General features: G+C 65.2%; 14 protein-coding genes and 1 pseudogene. 7 read left to right on the plus strand and 8 right to left on the minus strand.

Annotation, left to right across the window (positions count from 1 at the left end; translation table 11 throughout):
* Positions 1–43: 43 nt before the first annotated feature.
* A pseudogene (locus tag AC6LJW_RS19725) lies at positions 44–1,573 on the minus strand (methyl-accepting chemotaxis protein); the annotation flags it as partial.
* Between the two features lie 136 nt (positions 1,574–1,709).
* Between AC6LJW_RS19725 and AC6LJW_RS19730 the strand changes: the two are divergent.
* Positions 1,710–2,870: an acyl-CoA dehydrogenase family protein gene (locus AC6LJW_RS19730; protein ID WP_056560962.1), complete on the plus strand. Its 1,161-nt coding sequence runs from the start codon at positions 1,710–1,712 to the stop codon at positions 2,868–2,870.
* A gap of 16 nt (positions 2,871–2,886) precedes the next feature.
* A complete protein-coding gene (locus AC6LJW_RS19735) occupies positions 2,887–4,260 on the plus strand; it encodes an MmgE/PrpD family protein (RefSeq protein WP_498088057.1) in 1,374 nt (457 codons plus the stop codon).
* 272 nt (positions 4,261–4,532) lie between these two features.
* Here AC6LJW_RS19735 and rph read toward each other — a convergent pair whose 3' ends face one another.
* Positions 4,533–5,267, minus strand: coding sequence for a ribonuclease PH (gene rph / locus AC6LJW_RS19740; protein ID WP_056560956.1), 735 nt, complete (start codon positions 5,265–5,267; stop codon positions 4,533–4,535).
* Between the two features lie 184 nt (positions 5,268–5,451).
* Between rph and AC6LJW_RS19745 the strand changes: the two genes are divergently transcribed.
* Positions 5,452–6,384, plus strand: coding sequence for a YicC/YloC family endoribonuclease (locus AC6LJW_RS19745; RefSeq protein WP_056560953.1), 933 nt, complete (start codon positions 5,452–5,454; stop codon positions 6,382–6,384).
* Positions 6,385–6,422: 38 nt separating this feature from the next.
* Here the strand turns inward: AC6LJW_RS19745 and AC6LJW_RS19750 are convergent, their stop codons facing one another.
* Together AC6LJW_RS19750 and AC6LJW_RS19755 are read right to left on the minus strand one after the other, a co-directional pair.
* On the minus strand, positions 6,423–7,982 hold the full coding sequence (locus AC6LJW_RS19750) for an amino acid permease (RefSeq protein WP_082578944.1): 1,560 nt from the start codon (positions 7,980–7,982) through the stop codon (positions 6,423–6,425).
* A gap of 158 nt (positions 7,983–8,140) precedes the next feature.
* Positions 8,141–9,640: an AMP nucleosidase gene (locus AC6LJW_RS19755; RefSeq protein WP_369818934.1), complete on the minus strand. Its 1,500-nt coding sequence runs from the start codon at positions 9,638–9,640 to the stop codon at positions 8,141–8,143.
* A 367-nt stretch (positions 9,641–10,007) separates the two neighbouring features.
* On the opposite strand from AC6LJW_RS19755, the gene AC6LJW_RS19760 reads away from it, so the two are divergent.
* On the plus strand, positions 10,008–10,604 hold the full coding sequence (locus tag AC6LJW_RS19760; protein WP_056560950.1) for a C40 family peptidase: 597 nt from the start codon (positions 10,008–10,010) through the stop codon (positions 10,602–10,604).
* A gap of 96 nt (positions 10,605–10,700) precedes the next feature.
* Here the strand turns inward: AC6LJW_RS19760 and AC6LJW_RS19765 are convergent, their stop codons facing one another.
* The gene (locus AC6LJW_RS19765) at positions 10,701–11,471 is read right to left on the minus strand and encodes an SDR family oxidoreductase (RefSeq protein WP_056560947.1); all 771 of its coding nucleotides are present in this window, start codon (positions 11,469–11,471) and stop codon (positions 10,701–10,703) included.
* Positions 11,472–11,709: 238 nt separating this feature from the next.
* Between AC6LJW_RS19765 and gmk the strand changes: the two genes are divergently transcribed.
* The 3 genes from gmk to AC6LJW_RS19780 are packed head-to-tail and all read left to right on the plus strand — an operon-like array spanning position 11,710 to position 14,907.
* Complete coding sequence (gene gmk, locus AC6LJW_RS19770; RefSeq protein WP_082578802.1) at positions 11,710–12,342, plus strand: guanylate kinase; 633 nt, start codon at positions 11,710–11,712, stop codon at positions 12,340–12,342.
* A gap of 44 nt (positions 12,343–12,386) precedes the next feature.
* On the plus strand, positions 12,387–12,590 hold the full coding sequence (gene rpoZ / locus AC6LJW_RS19775; protein ID WP_006219679.1) for a DNA-directed RNA polymerase subunit omega: 204 nt from the start codon (positions 12,387–12,389) through the stop codon (positions 12,588–12,590).
* A 22-nt stretch (positions 12,591–12,612) separates the two neighbouring features.
* Positions 12,613–14,907, plus strand: a complete 2,295-nt coding sequence (locus tag AC6LJW_RS19780) for a RelA/SpoT family protein (protein WP_056560941.1) — start codon at positions 12,613–12,615, stop codon at positions 14,905–14,907.
* Positions 14,908–14,967: 60 nt separating this feature from the next.
* On the opposite strand, the gene glnQ is transcribed toward AC6LJW_RS19780, so the two are convergent.
* From glnQ to glnH, 3 genes are all read right to left on the minus strand, one after another.
* Entirely contained in the window at positions 14,968–15,696 is a 729-nt protein-coding gene (gene glnQ, locus AC6LJW_RS19785; RefSeq protein WP_056560938.1) for a glutamine ABC transporter ATP-binding protein GlnQ, read from the minus strand.
* Positions 15,693–16,349: a glutamine ABC transporter permease GlnP gene (gene glnP, locus AC6LJW_RS19790; protein WP_056560935.1), complete on the minus strand. Its 657-nt coding sequence runs from the start codon at positions 16,347–16,349 to the stop codon at positions 15,693–15,695. Before glnP ends, glnQ begins: the two co-directional genes overlap by 4 nt.
* A gap of 104 nt (positions 16,350–16,453) precedes the next feature.
* Positions 16,454–17,206, minus strand: a complete 753-nt coding sequence (gene glnH / locus AC6LJW_RS19795; RefSeq protein WP_056560932.1) for a glutamine ABC transporter substrate-binding protein GlnH — start codon at positions 17,204–17,206, stop codon at positions 16,454–16,456.
* Positions 17,207–17,236 lie beyond the last annotated feature (30 nt).

A 17,236-nucleotide genomic window follows, 5' to 3' on the forward strand; every position in this document is an offset into this window, starting at 1 on the left:
CTTCGACCATGGCGGCCGTTTCCTGCGTGGATCGCTCGATATCGGCCACCGCGTCGTTCACCGACGCAATGCCGGCCGCCTGTTCGGCGGCGGCGCTGGAAATCTCGGCCACGATCTGTGTCACGCGGTCCACGGAAGCCACCATGTCGCGCATGGTGTCGCCCGCCAGATTCACATGACGCACGCCGGCATCCACGCGCGCGGCCGAGTCTTCGATCAGCCCCTTGATCTCGCGCGCCGCCTGGGCACTGCGCTGCGCGAGCGACCGCACTTCGCCCGCCACCACGGCAAAGCCCTTGCCCTGCTCGCCCGCACGGGCCGCTTCCACGGCGGCATTGAGCGCGAGGATGTTCGTCTGGAACGCGATGCTGTCCACCACGCCAACGATCTCGCCAATGCGCCGCGCGCTGTCGGCGATGCCCTGCATGCTGTGCACGACTTCATCGACGGCCTGGCCGCCGCGCTGCGCCAATTGCGTGGCGCTGACCGCCTGACGGCTGGCCAGGTCCGCATTGCCGGCGGTCATCTGGACGGTGTGCGCCAACTGCGTCATGTTGGCCGCCGCTTCCTGCAGCGAGCCTGCCTGCCGGGCCGCGCGGTCCGACATGTCCGCGCCGCCAGCAGCGATTTCGCCCGACCCGGTATGGATTTCCTCCACGCCCAGCCGCACCGACGCCACCGCGGCCGACAGTCCCGTCTGCATGCGGCGCATGGCCGAATACAGCACGCCGATCTCGTTGTCGCCACGCTGCGTGATCACGCGCGTCAGATCGCCGTCCGCGATACGGTCGAAGTGCGCCCCCGCCTCGTTCAGCGGCCGCACGATGCTGCGGCGGAACCCCAGCCGGATCAGGATGGCCGCCACCAGGACGAAACCCAGCATGGCCGCCGCCACCACGATCACGCGTTCCAGGGTACGGCTTGCGCTGGCCACCGCTTGCTGCCCGTGTTCGCGGGCGTAAGCCTGGTAGGTCTCCACCTGCTTGACATAGCCCGCGCCGCTGGCGGGCAGCGCCTTATCCGTCAGCCGGTTGACCTCGATGCCGTTCCAGCCCAGGATCGCCTTGCTCATCGGCGCCAGCGTCTGGTCCGCGAAGGCGGCATAGGCGGTCAACACCTGCGCGAACAGCGGCGCGCCCTGCGCACTGTCGTCAGGGTTGGCGCGCAGACGCGCAAGGCTCGTGGCCGCCTGCTTGAGCAGCGCATCGGCCTGCGCCAGCGAGGTATTGCGCGCTTCCTCCAGCCCGCCTTCCATCGCCGTCTTGGCGTCCGTCAGCGCCGCACGCGCCTGGAACAGCCGGCTGGTCATGTCGGCAAGATCGCTCGCCCTTTCGATGCTTCCCCGGCCCAGGGCCTCGATATCCGCGCGGTTGTCACGCAAGACCGTGATGCCCGCCGCCGCAGCGACGGCGAACAGCACGACGAACAACGCAAGAATGGCCGACAGCGCCGTCGTGACCTTCAGATTTTTCCGCATATCCATCCGTGTATAGCCTGAGCCGCCTTTCGCGGCAGTGCCATGGATTATGGAGATGCAGTTTGGCAATTTCTTGACACAACTCGGCGAGGACATGACGCACGGCCGTCATGAAGGTGCGCTTTTGCGTTCAGGAACCCCGTATTAATGATTTGTGAATTGGCACGTGCTCGCCCTTGCGGCACATTCGACCCTGTACCGATCCAATCCTTCAAACAGAACAGTCAGCCAAATGCACCAAGCCTCCCACGCCTACCAGGACATCCGCGAAGCCGTGCGCGACCTCTGCGCGCAGTTTCCCTCCGAATATTTCCGCAAGGTCGACGAAGAACGCGGCTACCCCGAGGACTTCGTCCGCGCCCTTACCGAAGCCGGCTGGCTGGCAGCGCTGATCCCGCAGGAATATGGCGGCTCGGGCCTGGGCCTGACCGAAGCCTCGGTCATCATGGAAGAAATCAACCGCAGCGGCGGCAACTCCGGCGCCTGCCACGGCCAGATGTACAACATGGGCACGCTGCTGCGCCACGGCTCCGAAGCCCAGAAGCGCGAATACCTGCCCCGCATCGCCGCCGGCGAGCTGCGCCTGCAGTCGATGGGCGTCACCGAACCCACCACCGGCACCGACACCACCAAGATCAAGACCACCGCCGTCAAGCGCGGCGACCGCTATGTCATCAATGGGCAGAAGGTCTGGATTTCGCGCGTGCAGCACTCGGACCTGATGATCCTCCTGGCGCGCACCACGCCGCTCGACCAGGTCACGCGCAAGTCCGAGGGCATGTCGATCTTCCTGGTCGACCTGCACCACGCGGTCAAGCATGGCATGTCGATCCGCCCGATCCCCAACATGGTCAACCACGAGACCAACGAGCTCTTCTTCGACAACCTGGAAATCCCCGAAGAAAACCTGATCGGCGAAGAGGGTAAGGGTTTCAAGTACATCCTGGACGGCCTGAACGCCGAGCGCACGCTGATCGCCGCCGAGTGCATCGGCGACGGCTACTGGTTCGTCGACAAGGTCACCGCGTACGCCAAGGAACGCATGGTGTTCGGCCGCCCCATCGGCCAGAACCAGGGCGTGCAGTTCCCCATCGCGCGCGCGCACATCAACGTCGAAGCGGCCAGCCTGATGCGCTACGAGGCTTGCCGGCTGTTCGACGCCCACGAGCCCTGCGGCGCGCAGGCCAATATGGCCAAGCTGCTGGCCGCCGATGCGTCCTGGGAAGCCGCCAACGCCTGCCTGCAGTTTCATGGCGGTTTCGGCTTCGCCACCGAATACGACGTCGAGCGCAAGTTCCGTGAAACGCGCCTCTATCAGGTGGCGCCCATTTCGACCAACCTGATCCTGTCGTACGTCGCCGAACACATCCTGGGCCTGCCCCGCTCCTTCTGACACGCCACCTTCCGACATGACCGCAGACAAAGACACCCCGCACCTGAGCGCCGAACTTGCGGCCTTTGCCGCCAACCTGCGCTACGAAGACATCCCGGCCCCGGTGCTGCGCCGCGCGGAAGACCTGCTGCTCGACTGCCTGGCCTCCATCCTGGCCGGCGCGTCGGCCCGCGCAGTCCAGGTGATCGACCGCTATGCCGCCGCGATGGGTCCGGCGGACGGCCCCAGCGAAGTCCTGATTACCCGCCGCCGCACCACGCCGCTCTTTGCCGCGATGGTCAATGCGGCCGCCGCGCACGTGGTGGAACAGGACGACGTGCACAACGGCTCGGTCTTCCATCCCGCCGCCGTCGTGTTCCCCCCTGCCCTTGCAGTGGCACAGGCGCTGGGCGCTTCGGGCCGCGATCTGCTCACCGCCGCCGTGGCCGGCTACGAGGTCGGCATTCGGGTCGGTGAGTTCCTGGGCCGCTCGCACTACAAGATCTTCCACACGACCGGCACGGCGGGGACGCTGGCCGCTGCGGTCACCACCGGCCGGCTGCTCGGCCTGTCCCCGGAACAGATGCTGCACGCGCTGGGTTCGGCCGGCACGCAAGCTGCGGGCCTGTGGGAATTCCTGCGCGACGCCGCCGATTCCAAGCAGTTGCACACGGCCAAAGCGGCTGCGGACGGCATCACCGCCGCGTACCTCGCGCGCGAAGGTTTCACGGGTGCGCGCCACATCCTGGAAGGCCCGCAGGGCATGGCGGCCGGCATGTCCACAGACGCCGATCCCAGCCGCCTGTGCGACCGCCTGGGGCAGCGCTGGGCGCTGGCCGAAACCTCGTTCAAGTTCCATGCCTCGTGCCGCCACACCCATCCGGCCGCCGACGCGCTGCAGCAGGCGTTGCGCGACAACCACCTCACCGAGGACGACGTCGAACGCGTCGTGGCGCATGTCCATCAAGGCGCCATCGACGTCCTCGGGCCGGTCGTCAATCCGCAGACGGTGCACCAGTCCAAATTCTCGATGGGCACGGTGCTGGCATTGATCGCACGCCAGGGCCGCGCGGGCCTGGCTGAATTCGACGCGGGCCTGGACGACCCCGGCGTCGCCGCCTTCCGCGGCAAGGTGGAAATGGCGCTCGACGCGGAAGTCGACGGCGCTTATCCGCAACGCTGGATCGGCAAGGTCACGGTTTACACCCGCGACGGCCGCGTGCTGCATGGCCGCGTCGACGAACCCAAGGGCGACCCGGGCAACACGCTCAGCCGCCCTGAGATCGAAGACAAGACGCTCAGCTTGGGCCGCTACGCGGACGCGGCAACGGAAAAAGAACTGCGCGAATTGATTTCCACGATCTGGGGGCTGGAAAAAGTGGGCAAGGTGGAGGCGCTGTTGCCGAAGTAACTCGCGATTGCCTGCGACTTACGCACTAAAAAAGCCGCATCTGCGGCTTTTTTTGCGTTGTGGCTACGCGGCAGGTGTCTGACACCCTGCGGGCACATCCGTCAGCTGCCGGTTATCTCACAAGGGTGTCAGACACCGTGTTCAATGCCACGCCAGCCGCCCCCCAGATCACGCTGCAGGTGTCTGACACCCGCAGGCACGCCCGTCAAGTGCCCGCTATCTCACAAGGGTGTCAGACACCGTGTTCATTGCCGCGCCACCCGCCCGGCAGATCAAGCCAGCGCGGCGCGCTGCGCCTTCACCAGATTGGCAATACCGCCTTCGGCGAGCACCAGCATCCTGTCCAGCTCAGCCCGCGTGAACGTTGCGCCTTCACCGGTGCCCTGCACTTCCACGAAGGCGCCGCTGCCCGTCATGATGACGTTCACGTCGGCATCGCACGCCGAATCTTCCAGGTAGTCCAGGTCCAGCACCACCTGGCCGTTGACCAGGCCTACCGACACGGCAGCCACGGCGTCGCGAATCGGACTGACCGCCAGGTCGCCGCGCTTCATCAGCAGCCCGACCGCATCGGCCGCCGCCACCCAGGCACCGGTGATGCTGGCGCAACGCGTGCCGCCGTCGGCCTGCAGCACGTCGCAGTCCAGGTGCAGGGTGCGTTCGCCCAGTGCCTTCATGTCGAACACGGCGCGCAGGCTGCGGCCGATCAGGCGCTGGATCTCCTGCGTGCGGCCGCTCTGCTTGCCGCGCGCAGCCTCGCGATCGCCGCGCGTGTGCGTGGCCCGCGGCAACATGCCGTATTCAGCCGTTACCCAGCCTTCGCCCTTGCCCTTGAGAAAAGGCGGTACCTTGTCCAGGACGCTTGCCGTGCAAAGCACATGGGTGTCGCCTGCCTTCACCAGCACGGAGCCTTCGGCGTAACGCGTAAAGCCGCGCTCCAGGCTGAACGGTCGCAGTTGGTCGGCGGCGCGGCCCGACGGCCGGGCTTGGGTGGGGATGGTGGTCACAACAGGCTCCAGACTTGGCTTAGATTCGCGGCATTGTACGGGCAGGCGCCACCGGAAAATCACGCTTGGAGTATCCTGCCGCGATGTATCCGGTTGAAAACACAGACCCGCTGCCCAGGACCTGGGCGCCGCGGGCCCCGGCGCAACCGGCTTCCATTCCAAGAATCACCAGGACACGCACACCATGATCCGCAGCATGACCGCCTTCGGCAACGCCCGAGCAGACTTAGAACAAGGCACTCTCGCCATAGAACTGCGCAGCGTCAACAGCCGTTTTCTCGACCTGTATTTCCGCCTTCCCGATGAACTGCGCCACGTGGAAACGCCCCTGCGCGAACTGCTGACCGCGAATCTGGCCCGCGGCAAGGTCGAAATCCGCGTGTCCTTCACCCGTGCGGCCAATGCCGATCTGTCCAAGCTGGATCCCGCCTGGCTCGACAGCCTGGCCGAACAGCTCCAGGCCGCGCGCCGCATCATCCCGGACATCGCGTCCCCGCGTCTGGCGGAGTTGTTCAATTGGCCCGGCCAGCGCGGCAATGATGCGCTGGATCCGCAGATCTGGGGCGCCGCGTGCCTGCAGGCTGCCCAGCAGGCCCTGACCCAGCTTCAGGAAGGCCGCGAGCGCGAAGGCGAACGCCTCGCCGGCATGATGCGCGAATGCGCCGATGGCGTCGCGCGCGTCGTGGATATCGTGCAGGCGCATCTGCCGCAGTTGCTGGCCGACCACCGCGAGCGCCAGGCCGCCAAGCTGCGCGAAAGCGTCGAGTCCGCCTTCCCTGGCGGATTCACCCACATTTCCGGCGCGGAACTGTCCGAACGCCTGTCGCAGGAAGCCAACCTCTTTGCGCTGCGCATCGACGTAGCCGAGGAACTGTCGCGCCTGCGCTCGCACCTGGAAGAACTGCGTCACCTGCTGTCCGACGGCGGCGGCAAGCCCGCAGCAGGCAAGAAGAATGCCGGCAGCGCAGGCAAGCGGCTGGACTTCCTGTTCCAGGAAATGAACCGCGAAGCCAACACGCTGGGCTCCAAGGCGGGCAGCATGGAAGTCACCCGCGCCGCCATGGACCTGAAGCTGCTGATCGAGCAGATGCGCGAGCAGGCGCAGAACATCGAATAAGGGGCACGGGGGTTGCTACCCCCGCTTGATGCCCGCCGTTACCGGACCTCGCCCGCCGCCGGCTCGCCCCGCAGCGCCGAATCCAGATATTCGCTGCGGGCGCGAGCGTCCGGAAAGCGCATGTCGCGGTAGCTGACAAAGCGCGAACCGCGCGTCAGGCGGTAACCGGCCCAGATCAGCAAAAAGAGCGGAATGCCGATGTAGGTGGCGACCACGCCGCCCCACTGGATCTTGTCCTCCAGGAACGCCTGGTAGTTCTGGCCCAGCGTGATGATCAGGCACAGCACGAACGCAAAGATCGGACCAAAGGGAAAGAACGGGGACACGTACGGCAGATCCGCCAGGCTGTTGCCCTGCTTCACATACCCGCGGCGAAAGCGGTAATGGCTGATGGCGATGCCCAGCCACGCAATGAACCCGGTCATCCCCGACGTATTGAGCAGCCAGATATACACGTCGTTGGGGCTGAAGATGAAGGTGAAGAAGCACAGCGCCGCGACAACGGTGGTGGCCAGCAGCGCCCACAGGGGAACACCGCTGCGCGAGATACGACCGAAGATCCGCGGCGCCTTGCCTTCACGCGCCAGGCTGTAGAGCATGCGCGTGGCGGCGTACATGCCCGAATTACCGGCCGACAGCACCGAGGTCAGCACCACCGCGTTCATCACCGAGGCGGCGCCCAGCAGCCCCGCGCGTTCGAAGATCAGCGCGAACGGGCTGACGCTGATGTCCTCGACATCGTTGCGCAGCAGGTGCGGGTCGGTATAGGGAATCAAAAGGCCGATGACCAGGATGGCGGCCACGTAGAACAGCAGGATGCGCCAGAACACCTGACGCACGGCGCGCGGCAGATTGCGTGCCGGATCCTTGGATTCCCCCGCTGCGATGCCGATCAGTTCTGTGCCCTGGAACGAAAAGCCCACCACCATGGCGACGCCGATCAGCGCGGCAAAGCCGCCCGCGAACGGCGCGTCGCCCACGGTCCAGTTGGCCAGGCCGCCCGTCTCGCCGCCCCGGATGATGCCCAGCAGCATCATCACGCCCATGGCGACGAAGGCCAGCACGGCGATCACCTTGATCAACGCAAACCAGAACTCTGCCTCGCCGAAGCCGCGGGCGGACATGGCGTTCAGTCCGAAAGTGATGGCCAGGAACAGCGCACTCCAATAAAAGCCGGGTACGTCGGGGAACCAGTACGCCATGACGAGCTGCGCCGCGACCAGGTCGACGGCCACCGTAACCGCCCAGTTGTACCAATAGTTCCACCCCAGTGCGAAGCCGAAACCGTCTTCGACGTACCGCGCGCCATAGGTCGAGAACGAGCCGGACACGGGCATGGCAGCCGCGAGCTCGCCCAGGCTGGTCATCAGGAAATAGACCATGATGCCGATCAGCACGTAGCCCAGCAGCGCGCCGCCGGGGCCGGCCTTGGCGATGGTCGCGCCCGACGCCACGAATAGCCCGGTGCCGATCGACCCGCCCACCGCGATCATGGTCAGGTGGCGCGCCGACAGCGTGCGCCGCAATTCGGACGGCCTGTCCGCCTGCGCGTTGCGCGTGCCGCCTGAGCGACGATCATCGTGTTCCGATGGTGCCAAAATGCGTTCCTTCACGTCTGGATGGCGCTTGCGCAACGGTCCGCAAACGCCCTGGGATTACCGAGCAACGCGCGAGAATAGCGCAATCGGCCCCGACATGAAAAATGGCCGGGCGCCGGGGACGGATCCGCCCCCGAGGCCTCCCGGTGGCGGACGTTTTATTGAAACGCCGTTTCCATAAACGTGCGCAGCTTGCGCGAATGCAGCCGCTCGGGCGGCATGTCGCGCAGCCGTTCCAGCGCCCGGATGCCGATTTCCAGATGCTGGTTGACCTGGCGCCGGTAGAAGGCGCTAGCCATGCCTGGCAGTTTCAGTTCGCCATGCAGCGGCTTGTCGGACACGCACAGCAAGGTCCCATAAGGCACCCGGAAGCGAAAGCCGTTGGCCGCGATCGTGGCCGACTCCATGTCGAGCGCAATCGCGCGAGACTGCGCAAATCGCTCCACCAGATCGACGTGGTCGCGCAATTCCCAGTTGCGATTGTCGATCGTCGCCACGGTGCCCGTGCGCATGATGCGCTTCAGGTCCCAGCCGGACAGCCCGGCCACCTCTTCGACCGCCTGCTCCAGCGCCACCTGCACCTCCGCCAGCGCCGGCACGGGCACCCAGGTGGGCAGATCGTCGTCCAGCACGTGGTCCTCTCGGACGTAGCCATGCGCCAACACATAATCGCCCAGCCGCTGGGAGTCGCGCAGGCCCGCGCAATGGCCCAGCATCAGCCAGGCGTGCGGCCGCAGCACGGCGATGTGGTCGGTGATCGTCTTGGCATTCGACGGCCCGACACCGATGTTGACCAACGTGATGCCCGAATGATCACCGCGCACCAGGTGGTACGCCGGCATCTGCGGCAGGCGCACCGCCTGGGCCTCGTCGCCGGGACCGCTCTCGCCGCGGCGCGTGATGCGGTTGCCGGGCTCGACCAGCATTTCGTAGTCTTCGTTGCCGCTGACCATCAGGGCGCGGGCCCGGGCGCAGAACTCATCCACGTAGAACTGGTAGTTGGTGAACAGCACAAAATTCTGGAAATGCGTGGGCGCGGTCGAGGTGTAATGCTGCAGCCGGTGCAACGAATAATCCACGCGCTGCGCGGTAAAGGGTGCCAACGGCTTGGGTTCGCCGTCCTTGCCGCGCCACGATCCGTTGACGATGGCGTCGTCGGTGACCGCCAGGTCCGGCACGTCGAACAGGTCGCGCAGCGGCCGCTTGAGGGCCTCCAGGTGTTCGCCTTCCACGTAGGCGCCCTCGGGAAAGGCGAAATGCAGCGGTATCGGCGAATCGGACTCGCCCACTTCGACCGCCACCCGATGGTTCTGCAACAACTGGCCGATCTGCTCGATCAGGTAGTCGCGAAACAACGCCGGCTGCGTGATGGTGGTCTGGTAGTAACCCGGTTCGGCCACGTGGCCATAGGAAAGCCGGGTGTCGATGGGATCGTAGGTTTCCACGACGATGCGGATGGCCGGGTAGTAGGCGCGGAATCGCGCGCTGCCATTGCCCGAGCCCTTCAGGACCTCGCGGAATGCGGTACGCAGGAAAGCCGTATTGCGCGCATAGATTTCCGCCAGCCGGTCAACGGCGGACAGCGCGTCCTGGAAGGGTTCAAACGGCAGGGCCTCAGGCCGGTTCATGGACGACAAAGGGTGTACTGCGTTCATCATTGAGCTCTACTCCGCCTTCTTATCTGTCTTGGCTGCATCGACCGCGCGCGGCGGCAACACCGGGGGCCGATGCGGTCGATTATGCCCGAGGCGTTGGGCAATGAAATGTCATCCGGCACACCAGTGTGGGTATCGCGCTGGTTGCGTCGCAGAGACGCGATGCGCGGCTCCGCGGTTACGTGACGCGGTGGGCGGGCCGTAACAGCACGCCCGCGATAATGCTGCATTGCACTACAAATGTAATGAAACATTATTACACTATAATCTTGAGGCGTTTCTTGCTTTCCGCCTGTAAACCGCTCCCCTTTCCGCCGGCTTGCCTCCCAGGCAAAGCCATGCCGCCCACTCCGATTTCTGAAGTGACGTAATGACGCCGCCCACGCGAAAGTTTCGCTTTGCCCAATTCCGCACGCCCGCATTTCTGTCAGCGCCCCTGCTGGCCCTGACGCTCTCCTGGATTCCCGGCGCCGCTCAAGCATCGCTGGCCTCCGACCAAGCCCGCCCCACCCTCAGCGGCTTACGCCTCGCGCAAGAGCCCACCGTCCTGACGCTGCGCGAGCGCGTCGTGCAGGCCGGCCTGGAGGCTATCGGCACGCCCTATAGCTGGGGCGGCGATGACGCCGAGGGCTTCGATTGCAGCGGCCTCGTTCTGTATGTCTTCCGGGAAATCGCCGGCCTGGAGCTGCCGCGCACTGCGCGCGCCCAGCGCAGCGAAGGCAAGACCGTGTCCGCCAAGAAGGAACTGCGCCCCGGCGATCTGGTGTTCTTCGCCACGCGCGGACGCGGCGTCACCTCGCACGTCGGCATCTATATCGGCCAGAACAAGTTTGTCCATGCCCCGCGCCGCGGCACCAAGGTGCGCGTCGACGACATGAAGACCGCCTACTGGTCCAAGCGCTACCTGGGCGCTCGCGCGTACCTGGATACCCCGCCCAAACAGCTGCTGGCGCAGGCTTCGCGCTAAGCGCAAGGCTGGCGGACGGCGCCAGGCGGGCGCCAGGGGATAAACGTAAAAACGCCGGCACGCGGGTGCCGGCGGTTTCGTTCCTGAAAGAAGTGCTCAGCCTCGGCCAACGAACGGCATGTTGGTCGCCATGATCGTCATGAACTGCACGTTGGCGTCCAGCGGCAGACGGGACATGGCAGCCACGGCCTGCGCCACGTGCGCGACGTCCATGCGCGGCTCGACCTTGGTGCTGCCGTCGGCCTGCAGGATGCCGGCTGCCATGCGCTCGGTCATATCCGTGGCGGCGTTGCCGATGTCGATCTGGCCGCACGCAATGTTGTACGCCCGGCAATCCAGGGAGATCGACTTGGTCAGCCCGGTCACTGCGTGCTTGGTCGCGGTGTAGGCAATGGAAAACGGCCGCGGCGCGTGCGAGGAAATCGAACCGTTGTTGATGATGCGGCCGCCTCTCGGGTTCTGCGCCTTCATGATGCGGATCGCGGCCTGCGCGCACAGGAACATGCCCGTCAGGTTGGTGTCGACCACTTCACGCCACACGGCAACCGGCAATTCCTCGATCGGCACGGCCGGCGCGCCCCGGCCGGCATTGTTGAACAGCACGTCCAGGCGTCCGTATTCGCGCTGGGCGGTATCGAAGAGATCCCGGACTGCCTGCTCGTCCGATACGTCCGTGGGCACGACGAGCGCCCGCAGGCCATCTTCGCCCGCCGCCGTCCGGGTGGCTTCCAGCGGCTCTCGCCGGCGGCCCGCCAGCACGACGCGGTAGCCCTGCGCCAGGAGCTCCAGCGCGACTGCGCGGCCTATGCCGGTGCCGGCGCCCGTGACCAGGGCGACGCGGGGCGGATCGATCTCGTTCGTGTTCATCGGATTCTCCGTCTTATGAATGCGCGAAATCCTACCCGAATCGTCTTACGGATGCTGCAAGCGAAGGTTCCAAGCCCGACACACTTTCAACATTCCCGCCAAAGGGATGACCCTCGCGCCGTTTCGCACCCAATGCCCCGTTGCGCCAGCGCAGATTCACCAGCCCGCGGCGCGCGCGGCCAACCGCGCGATTTGCTATTCTTCGAGTCTCAGCATCACACGCCGGTCACATTCATTCATGCACGCCACTCCCGGAAACGTCTTCATGGTCGTCGCGCCCAGCGGCGCCGGCAAGTCCAGCCTTGTAAAGGCCCTGCTTGCCCAGGACTCCTCCATCCTGCTTTCCATTTCCTGCACCACCCGCGCACCCCGCCCCGGCGAAGAAGACGGCCGCGAATACCGGTTTGTGTCGATCGACGATTTCAAGCAGATGCGCGAAGCGCAGAACCTGCTGGAATGGGCCGAGGTCCACGGCAATTTCTATGGCACGCCGCGCGACCGCATCGACGAAGCCACCAGCCAGGGACGTGACGTGCTACTGGAAATCGACTGGCAAGGCGCGCGCCAGGTGAAGCAGCGTTTTCCGCGCGCGATCGGCATTTTCGTGCTGCCGCCGTCCATCGACGAACTCGAAAGCCGGCTCAAGGCGCGCGGACAGGATGCGCCGCAAGTCATCGCCCGCCGCCTGATGGCCGCGGGCGGCGAAATCGCCCACGCGCCTGAATGCGAATATGTTATTATTAATCAAGAATTTAGCGTAGCCCTGTCGGAGCTGACCCAAATCGTCAGCGCTGCTCGGCTGCGTTTTTCGTCTCAGGCCGCCCGTCACGCCGAGTTGTTTGCGCAACTGGGCATCCCGGCCGAACACTGAGCCGAACGCATTCTCCCCATCATCCATCAGCACCAGGTGTCCTAATGGCTCGCATCACTGTCGAAGACTGTCTGAATCAAATCCCCAACCGTTTCAAGCTCACGCTGGCCGCGACGTATCGCGCCCGTGAATTGGCGCAAGGCCACGCCCCGCGCCTGGACAGCAAAGACAAGCCCACGGTCACGGCACTGCGCGAAATCGCTGGCGGACTCACCGGCGTGGAAATGCTGCGTAAAGTTCCCACCTGATACGCGCCGGGGGGCTGCAAGCATGGCTTTTCCCGGGCTGAAGTACGCTTCATCTGGTCTGCTTGCCGCCCTGCGTGCCGGCTCCCGTCTCGGGCGCCGCACGGGCAAGAAAGACAAGAATTCCCCCACGCCACCGTCCGTCGCCGCGCAAGAAGCGGCGGACGCGACCGGATCCCCGGTCGCCTCGCTGGCGCCGCTGACCGAAATCATCGGCAGCTATCTCGACAAGAACGATGTAGAGCGCGTGCGCGAAGCCTATCGCTTTGCGGACCAGGCGCACTTGGGCCAGTTCCGCGCCAGCGGCTCGCCCTACATCTCTCATCCCATCGCCGTCACCGAAATCTGCGCGGGCTGGAAGCTCGACGTCAACGCGCTGTCTGCCGCCCTGCTGCACGACGTGATGGAAGATCAGGGCATCGCCAAGCACGAGCTGGCCGAGAAATTCGGACCTGAAGTCGCCGAGCTGGTCGATGGCCTGTCCAAACTGGACCGCCTGGACTTCGCCACCAAGGCCGAGCAACAGGCCGAGAGCTTCCGCAAGATGCTGCTGGCGATGGCGCGCGACGTGCGCGTCATCCTCATCAAGCTGGCCGACCGCCTGCACAACATGCGCACGCTGGACGCGGTCAATCCCGAAAAGCGCCGCCGCATCGCCCGCGAAACGCTGGACATCTATGCGCCGATCGCGCATCGGCTGGGCCTGAACCTGCTGTTCCGCGAGCTGCAGGACCTGTGCTTTGCCGCGATGCACCCGAACCGCTACCAGGTCCTGTACAAGGCCGTCCTGGCGGCGCGCGGCAACCGCCGCGAAGTCATCACCAAGATCGCCGACTCCGTGCGGGCCGCCCTGCCCGCCGCTGGCATCGAGGCCGAAGTCAGCGGCCGCGAAAAGACCCTGTTCGGCATCTATCACAAGATGGTCGACCAGAAAAAGTCCTTCTCGGACGTGCTGGACATCTACGGCTTTCGCGTCGTGGTCCACACGCTGCCCGAGTGCTATCTGGCGCTGGGCACGCTGCATCAGCTCTTCCGTCCGGTGCCCGGCAAGTTCAAGGACTACATCGCCATCCCGAAGGTGAACGGCTATCAGTCCCTGCACACGACGCTGGTTGGCCCGTACGGCACGCCGGTGGAGTTCCAGTTCCGCACGCGCGACATGCACCACGTCGCCGAGGAAGGCGTTGCCTCGCACTGGCTGTACAAGGGTGCGGACCTGACGCTCAATGACCTGCAAAAACGCACGCACCAGTGGCTGCAATCGCTGCTGGACATCCAGAGCCAGACCGGCGATTCCGGCGAATTCCTCGAGCACGTCAAGGTCGACCTGTTCCCGGACGCCGTCTACGTGTTCACGCCGCGCGGCAAGATCATTTCGCTGCCCCGCGGCGCCACGCCGGTCGACTTTGCCTACGCGATCCACACCGACATCGGCAACCAGGCCGTCGCGGCCAAGGTCAATGGCGAGTTCGTGCCGCTGCGCACCGAACTGAGCAGCGGCGACACCGTGGAAATCGTCACGTCGCCGGCCTCGCGCCCCAATGCGCAATGGCTGAATTACGTGCGCACCGGCCGGGCGCGTTCTGAAATCCGCCACTACCTGCGCACCGTCAAGTACGAAGAGTCGGTGGCTTTCGGCGAACGGTTGCTGGCCCAGGCAATGCAGGAGCTGCATATGCCCCTGCCCGCCACCGACGACCCGGGCTGGCAGAAGCTGGCGCGCAGTACCGGCGCCAGTTCGCGCGAGGAAATCCTGGCCGACATCGGGCTGGGCAAGCGGCTTGCCGCGGTGGTGGCCCGCCGCTTCGCACCGGAACACCAGCTTGTCGCCACCACGGCCGCCGCGGTGGACGAACTGACCTCTGCGCGCAGCGCGCCCATCCTGATCCAGGGCAACGAAGGCCAGGCGGTGCAACTTGCGCCCTGCTGCGGTCCGCTGCCCGGCGATCCCATCGTGGCCGGAATGCGCATGGGCCATGGACTGGTGGTGCACACGGCGGATTGCCCCGTCGCGTTGCGCCAGCGCCTGCGCGAGCCGGAGCGCTGGATCAACGTGGGTTGGGACGCGCAGACAGCCAAACACCTGGCGACGCGCCTGGACATCGTCACGCGCAACGAGCGCGGTGTGCTGGGGCGGTTGGCGGCGGAAGTCACGGCCGCCGACGCGAACATCGTGCACGTCACGATGCACGACGACGCCGTGTCCACCGTGTCGCTGCACCTGACCATCCAGGTCGACAGCCGCAAGCATCTGGCCCAGGTCATCCGCGCCATCCGGCACGTGCCGCAGGTGCAGAAGATCGTCCGCGTGAAGGGCTGAGGGCCTCCTTCCGCGCACACAGAAAAGGCGTCCGGCCACAAGCCGGACGCCTTTTTCACGTCAGGTCACGTGCTGCAGAAAGTCCTTCAGGCGCTGGCTGGGCGGATTGCTCAGCAGCTCTTCGGGCGGCCCGTCGTGAGCAATCTTGCCGGCATCGATGAAGATCAGACGGCTGCCAACCTTGCGCGCGAATTCCATTTCGTGCGTGACGACCACCATCGTCATTCCCTCCTCGGCCAGGTCGCGCATGACCTTCAGCACTTCGTGGCGCAGTTCGGGATCCAGCGCGGAGGTGGGCTCGTCGAACAGCATCAGCTTGGGCATGATCGCCAGCGCACGGGCAATCGCAACGCGCTGCTGCTGGCCCCCGGAAAGCTCCGAAGGATAGTGATTCATGCGTTCGGCAAGGCCCACCTTGGCCAGCAGGCTTTCGGCAAGCTGGCGCGCCTCGGCGCGGCCTTGGCCCCGCGTGTGGACGGGGCCGAACATGACGTTCTCCAGCGCCGTCATCTGCGGGAACAGATTGAACTGCTGGAACACCATGCCGGCCTCGCGCCGGATCTCGCGTATCGTCGCCGCGTCGCCCTTCACGCTGAGGCCATCGACCAGCAGATCGCCGTCGTTGATCGTTTCCAGCACGTTGATGCAGCGCAGGAAGGTGGACTTGCCGGAGCCCGACGGCCCGACCACCACCACGACTTCACCGGCGTCGATATTGAGCGAGATGCCGTTGAGCACCGTCGAGTCGCCAAAGCGTTTGGTGACGTTATGAAATTCAACCATGCTCATATGATGCGCATCCTCTTTTCGACCAGATGCAGGGTCAACGCCATCAGGCCCGTGAGGATCAGATAGATGATCGCCACGGCGGACCAGATTTCGACCGCCCGGAAATTGCTGGCCATGATTTCCTGCCCTTGACGGGTCAGTTCCGCCACGCCGATCACGATGAACAGCGACGAATCCTTCAGACTGATGATGCACTGGTTGCCCAGCGGCGGAATCATCCGCCGGAACGCAACCGGACCGATGATGTGCAGCAGGATCTTATGAAAAGGCAGGCCCATGGCCTGCCCTGCTTCCTTCAGGCCCTTGTGGACCGACAGCAGCGCGCCCCGCACGATTTCCGAGATGTACGCCCCCGAATTGATGATGAGCGTGGCGATCGCCGCGAATTCGGCGTCGACCCGGATGTCTGCCAGCAGCGGCAATGCAAAGTAGATGAACATGACCTGCACCACGATCGGCGTGCCGCGGATGACCGCGACATACACTTGCGCAATGCCCGACACGATCGCGTTCCCGTAGGCTCGCGTCACGCCCGAGAGCGCGCCGAGCAGGAAGCCGCCCACCAGGCCCCAGAACGTGATCTTGATGGTCATGAGCGTACCCGTCAGCAGATTGGGTAACGCGTCCTCGATGACAGCCCAGTCAAACTCCACGATCTTCCCCCTATGGCGCGCAGCGGCGCGCCCGCATCATGGCGGACGCGCCTCGCGACCTGGAGCGGTGGCGCGTCCGTGAAAAGTACCGCTTGGCGAGCCGGTCAGGGCTTCTTGCCGAACCACTTGGTGTAGATCGCGTCGTACTCGCCGCTGGCCTTCAGGTTGGCGAGCGCCTTGTTGACCTCGGGGACCAGTTCGCTGCCCTTGGGGAAGGCGATGCCGTAGAAGTCGCCGCTCTTGACCGAGCCGACCACCTTCACGCGGCCCTTGCCGGCCGTATTGGCGTAATACTGAACGTTGGGCGTATCGTGCACGGCGGCGTCGACCCGGCCGGTCGCCAGTTCGAGGTACGCGTTGTCGATGTTGGGGAACAGCTTGAGCTTGGCGTCGGGCACCTGAGCCTTCAGGAAGTCCACGGTCGCGGTGCCCGTCTTGACGGCGACGGTCTTGCCGGAGAGTGACTTGGCGTCCTTGATGTCGGTGTTCTTTTCGCCCACCAGGATGGCCAGGCCGCTTTCGTAATAGGGATCCGAGAAGTCGATGACCTTCTTGCGGTCGTCGCGGATGGTGATGCCCGCCAGCGCGGCGTCGATATTCTTGGTCTGCAGGCCGGGAATGATGCCGGCGAAGTCCATCGGCTGCAGCTTGTACTTGAGGTTGAGTTCCTTCGCGATGGCCGCCCACAGATCGACGTCGAAGCCGACATAGGTGTTGCCCTGCTTGAATTCGAACGGCACGAAAGCGGTATCGGTGGCCACCACCAATTCCCTGCCCTGGGCCTGAGCGGCCGAAGCGGCGCCGAACAGGGTCAGGGACAGGCCCACCATTGCGGCGGCGACTTTACGTTTGATCATGAAACTCTCCTCTTGGGGAGCGCCAGGCAC

Source organism: Achromobacter sp. 1012554356 (assembly GCF_059760815.1).